Annotated in this window: 5 protein-coding genes; all 5 read right to left on the reverse strand. The window is 59.8% G+C overall.

Annotated elements, in window-relative coordinates:
* On the reverse strand, positions 1-673 hold a 673-nt coding region (locus WBF74_RS08550), incomplete at its 3' end, for an aspartate-semialdehyde dehydrogenase (protein ID WP_424438142.1).
* A gap of 69 nt (positions 674-742) precedes the next feature.
* Positions 743-1,849, reverse strand: coding sequence for a 3-isopropylmalate dehydrogenase (gene leuB, locus WBF74_RS08555; RefSeq protein WP_424438145.1), 1,107 nt, complete (start codon positions 1,847-1,849; stop codon positions 743-745).
* Positions 1,850-1,904: 55 nt separating this feature from the next.
* On the reverse strand, positions 1,905-2,510 hold the full coding sequence (gene leuD, locus WBF74_RS08560) for a 3-isopropylmalate dehydratase small subunit (protein ID WP_424438148.1): 606 nt from the start codon (positions 2,508-2,510) through the stop codon (positions 1,905-1,907).
* Positions 2,511-2,521: 11 nt separating this feature from the next.
* Positions 2,522-3,940: a 3-isopropylmalate dehydratase large subunit gene (gene leuC, locus WBF74_RS08565; protein WP_424438151.1), complete on the reverse strand. Its 1,419-nt coding sequence runs from the start codon at positions 3,938-3,940 to the stop codon at positions 2,522-2,524.
* A 173-nt stretch (positions 3,941-4,113) separates the two neighbouring features.
* A complete protein-coding gene (gene rplS, locus WBF74_RS08570) occupies positions 4,114-4,506 on the reverse strand; it encodes a 50S ribosomal protein L19 (RefSeq protein ID WP_424438154.1) in 393 nt (130 codons plus the stop codon).
* Between the last annotated feature and the right edge of the window lie 140 nt (positions 4,507-4,646).

Here is a 4,646-nt window from a genome sequence, read left to right on the forward strand (position 1 = left end):
GATCAAGAATCTTCTTCGTCTCTGCCATCATCTTCCATTCCTCCTTCGTCTGGCCGTCTTCCATGAAGACGTCGATATGAGGAATGACGTTGAAGGCGATCTGCTTGGTGAAGCTGTGCGCTTCCACATCATCATTAACGAAAATGGCGCGTGTCTGCGTGAAAAGCTCGTCCATCGCCTCCTTGCCCGCGCCCGACACCGACTGATAGGTCGAGACGACGACACGGCGAATGCCCGCCGCATCATGAAGCGGCTTCAGCGCCACAACCAACTGCGCGGTCGAGCAATTCGGGTTAGCGATGATGTTCTTCTTCGTGTAGCCGGCAATCGCGTCCGCATTCACTTCCGGCACGACAAGCGGCACATCGGGGTCCATCCGCCACCTGGACGAATTGTCGATGACGACGCAGCCCTTGGCCGCGATCTTCGGAGCCCACTCCGCCGACATGGCACCCGACGTTGCCATGAGGCAGATATCGGTGCCCCTAAAGTCGTAAGTGTCGAGCGCACGAACCTTCAGGTTCCGGTCGCCATAGGAAACTTCCGTACCCTGACTACGCCGCGAGGCAAGCGCGACCACTTCATCTGCCGGAAACTCTCGCTCCGCCAGAATATTGAGCATCTCGCGGCCCACATTGCCCGTGGCACCGAGAACGGCAATCTTGTAGCCCATGATCGTCTTCCTTTTTGAGAACCGCCTTGCCCGGAGCGGTCCTCCAACGGGTCAAGCGGCTATCTTGTTTCAGGCATTCAGCGTGTCGAGCGCAGCGAGGATCGCGTCGCCCATCTCTTTGGTGCCGACTTTTTTCATGCCGGGCTGCATGATGTCGCCCGTGCGCAGACCATCGGCAAGAACCTTGTCCACGGCTTTTTCGAGCAGGTCGGCATCCGCCCCGAGATCGAAGGTGTAACGCAGCGCCATCGCGAAGGAGAGGATGGAGGCGATGGGGTTCGCCGCACCCGTGCCCGCAATGTCAGGCGCCGAGCCATGCACAGGCTCATACATGGCGCAGGCCTTGCCGTTTGCATCTTTCGCACCGAGCGAGGCGGACGGCAGCATGCCGAGCGAGCCTGTGAGCATCGCTGCAATATCGGAAAGCACGTCGCCGAAGAGATTGTCTGTGACAATCACGTCGAACTGCTTCGGGTTGCGCACAAGCTGCATGGCGCAGTTATCAGCCAGCATGTGATCGAGCTTCACATCGGAGAACTTCTCCTTGTGGAGCTTGGAAACTTCTTCGTACCAGAGCACACCCGACTTCATGACGTTGCGCTTCTCGACTGACATGACGCGGTTGTCGCGCTTCTTGGCAAGATCGAAAGCCACTTCCGCGATGCGGCGGATTTCGCTCGTCGTATAAAGCTGCGTATCGACACCGCGACGCTCGCCATTGCCGAGATCGGTGATCTCTTTCGGCTCGCCGAAATAAACGCCGCCGGTGAGCTCGCGCACGATCATGATGTCGAGACCCTCGACGATCTCGCGCTTGAGCGACGAGGCGTCCGCCAGCGCCGCAAAGCAGAGCGCGGGGCGCAGATTGGCAAAAAGTTCGAGGTCCTTGCGAAGACGCAGCAGGCCCGCTTCAGGACGTGCATCGTAAGGCACATTATCCCATTTCGGGCCGCCCACCGCGCCAAGCATGACGGCATCCGCCGCCTTCGCCTTCTCGACCGTCTCATCCGTCACGGCAACGCCATGCGCGTCATAGCAGCAGCCGCCGACAAGCTCATGCTCGACTTTCGCATCAAAGCCGCGCTTCTCATTGTACCAGCCGATCACGCGCTCGACTTCGCCCATGACTTCCGGGCCGATGCCGTCACCGGCGACGATAAGGATGTTTCTTGTCATTTTTCTTTCAGCCTTCCCTCAGGCGTCATTGCCGGGCTTGCCAACAAGTAATGGATCAAAGCCAGGGCTGTTCCGCTTCGAGCTTCTTTTCAAAACCCGCGATCTTGTCCACCTTCTGCAGCGTGAGGCCCACACCATCGAGACCATTCAGCAGACAATGCTTGCGGAAGGGATCGATGTCGAAAGTGATGACACCGCCATCCGGGCCGCGAATTTCCTGCGCTTCGAGATCAACCGTGATGATGGCGTTCGAGCCGCGCTCGGCATCATCCATCAGCTTGTCGACATCGGCCTGCGGCAGCACGATGGGCAGAATGCCGTTCTGGAAGCAGTTATTGTAGAAGATGTCAGCAAAGCTCGGCGCGATCACGCAGCGAATGCCGAAATCGAGCAGCGCCCAGGGCGCATGTTCGCGCGATGAGCCGCAGCCGAAATTCTCGCCCGTCACAAGAATCTGCGCATTGCGATAGGCAGGCTTGTTCAGCACGAAATCGGGCAGTTCCTTGCCCTGATCATCATAGCGCATCTCGTCAAAGAGATTCTTGCCGAGCCCTGTGCGCTTGATCGTCTTCAGAAACTGCTTGGGGATGATCATGTCGGTATCGACATTGATGATCGGCAGCGGCGCCGCAACGCCCGTGAGCTTTGTAAACTTTTCCATTGCCGTTCCCCTTACTTCATTTCCCGTACATCGACGAAATGGCCCGCAATCGCTGCTGCCGCCGCCATGGCGGGCGAGACGAGATGCGTGCGGCCGCCGCGACCCTGACGGCCCTCGAAATTGCGGTTCGAGGTCGAGGCGCAGCGTTCGCCGGGCGCGAGCTTGTCCGCATTCATGGCAAGGCACATGGAGCAGCCGGGCTCGCGCCATTCAAAACCCGCTTCGAGGAAAATCTTGTCGAGACCTTCCTTCTCCGCCTGCTCTTTCACCAGACCGGAACCGGGCACGACCATCGCGTTGACGGTAGGGGCAACCTTGCGGCCTTTCGCAATGGCAGCCGCCGCGCGCAGATCTTCGATGCGGCCATTCGTGCAGGAGCCGATGAAAACACGGTCGATCTTCACATCCGTGATCGGCGTGCCGGGCGTGAGGCCCATATAATCGAGCGCGCGCTGCATCGCTTTTGCCTGCGCCTCTTCCTGCACATCCTTCGGATCGGGGATACGGCCCGTGATCTTGATGACGTTTTCAGGGCTCGTGCCCCAGGTGACGAGCGGCGGCAGATTGGCGATATCGACCGTGATTTCCTTGTCGAACACGGCACCTTCATCGGAAGGCAGCGTCTTCCAGTAGGCAACGGCCTTTTCCCACGCTTCGCCCTGCGGCGCGCGGGGGCGACCCTTGAGATAGGCGAAGGTCTTTTCATCCGGCGCGATGAGGCCGGCGCGCGCGCCGGCTTCGATCGTCATGTTGCAGACGGTCATGCGGCCTTCCATGGAAAGGTCGCGGATCGCTTCGCCCGCATATTCGATGACATAGCCCGTGCCGCCCGCCGTGCCGATTTCGCCGATGATGGCGAGCACAATGTCCTTCGCAGTGAAACCTTCCGGCGCCTTGCCCACCACATTGATGCGCATGTTCTTCGCCTTCGCCTGAATCAGCGTCTGGGTCGCAAGCACATGCTCGACCTCGGAGGTGCCGATACCATGCGCCAGCGCACCGAAGGCACCATGCGTGGAGGTGTGGCTGTCGCCGCAAACAATGGTGGTGCCGGGCAGGGTGAAGCCCTGTTCCGGTCCGACAATGTGGACGATGCCCTGACGGGGATCGTCCATCCGGAGATATTCGACGCCAAATTCGCGCGTGTTGTTTTCAAGCGTCTCGACCTGGATGCGGCTTTCCTCATCCGCAATGCCGTTTGCACGGTTGGTCGTGGGCACGTTGTGGTCGGCAACCGCGAGCGTCTTGCGCGGCGCATGCACCTTGCGGCCCGCCATGCGCAGCCCTTCGAAAGCCTGCGGGCTCGTCACCTCGTGAACGAGATGCCGGTCGATATAGAGCAGGCAGGTGCCGTCTTCCTGCTCATCCACCAGATGCGCATCCCAGATCTTGTCATACATGGTCTTGGGCGTTCGAGGCGTCGTGCTCATTTGCTCTCTTCCTTCCGGCGGTGCATCCGCCGCTTCTTGTTTCATATCGGGTGGCCGCGCGGGATTTTCAGCATCCCCGGAGAACCATAGGGCCACATACGAAAAAGCGGGCAACGGGCGCCTTCACGCGCCCTGCCCGCTTTTCGAATGAGCTTCCGCTTATGCGGACGAAATCAGGCGGCGCCGTTCTCTTCGGAGCGGGGCTTGGTATCGCGCTTTTCGGTGATGCGGGCAGCCTTGCCACGCAGACCACGCAGATAATAGAGCTTCGCGCGGCGCACACGACCACGGCGGACGACCTTGATCGAGTCGACCAGCGGGCTGTAGAGCGGGAAAACGCGCTCGACACCTTCGCCGTAGGAAATCTTGCGGACCGTGAAGTTTTCGTTCAGGCCACCGCCCGCGCGCGCAATGCACACGCCTTCATAGGCCTGAAGGCGCTCACGCGTGCCTTCAACCACCTTCACATTGACCTGCAGCGTGTCGCCGGGGGCAAAATCGGGGATGGTCTTGCCATTCGCAAGCTTGGCCATCTGCTCCTGATCGAGCTGCTCGATGATATTCATGGGTCTCAACCTCGGAAATGAAGGCGTTCTGGGCATTTACGGGACATCCCGGCCCGGAAGCGCGCTTCCCTAACACAAATAATCCTCATTGGCGACTGTCTTCAGGGCCTTTCCCGGAGAAATTTTTCCCAGAGATCGGG

Origin of the sequence: Parvibaculum sp. (assembly GCF_049672805.1) — a bacterium.
Lineage (GTDB): Bacteria > Pseudomonadota > Alphaproteobacteria > Parvibaculales > Parvibaculaceae > Parvibaculum.

Coding starts and splice junctions, on each gene's coding strand:
- leuB (WP_424438145.1), bottom strand. CDS start 1,849: ATGACAAGAAACATCCTTATCGTCGCCGGTGACGGCATCGGCCCGGAA.
- rplS (WP_424438154.1), bottom strand. CDS start 4,506: ATGAATATCATCGAGCAGCTCGATCAGGAGCAGATGGCCAAGCTTGCG.
- leuD (WP_424438148.1), bottom strand. CDS start 2,510: ATGGAAAAGTTTACAAAGCTCACGGGCGTTGCGGCGCCGCTGCCGATC.
- leuC (WP_424438151.1), bottom strand. CDS start 3,940: ATGAGCACGACGCCTCGAACGCCCAAGACCATGTATGACAAGATCTGG.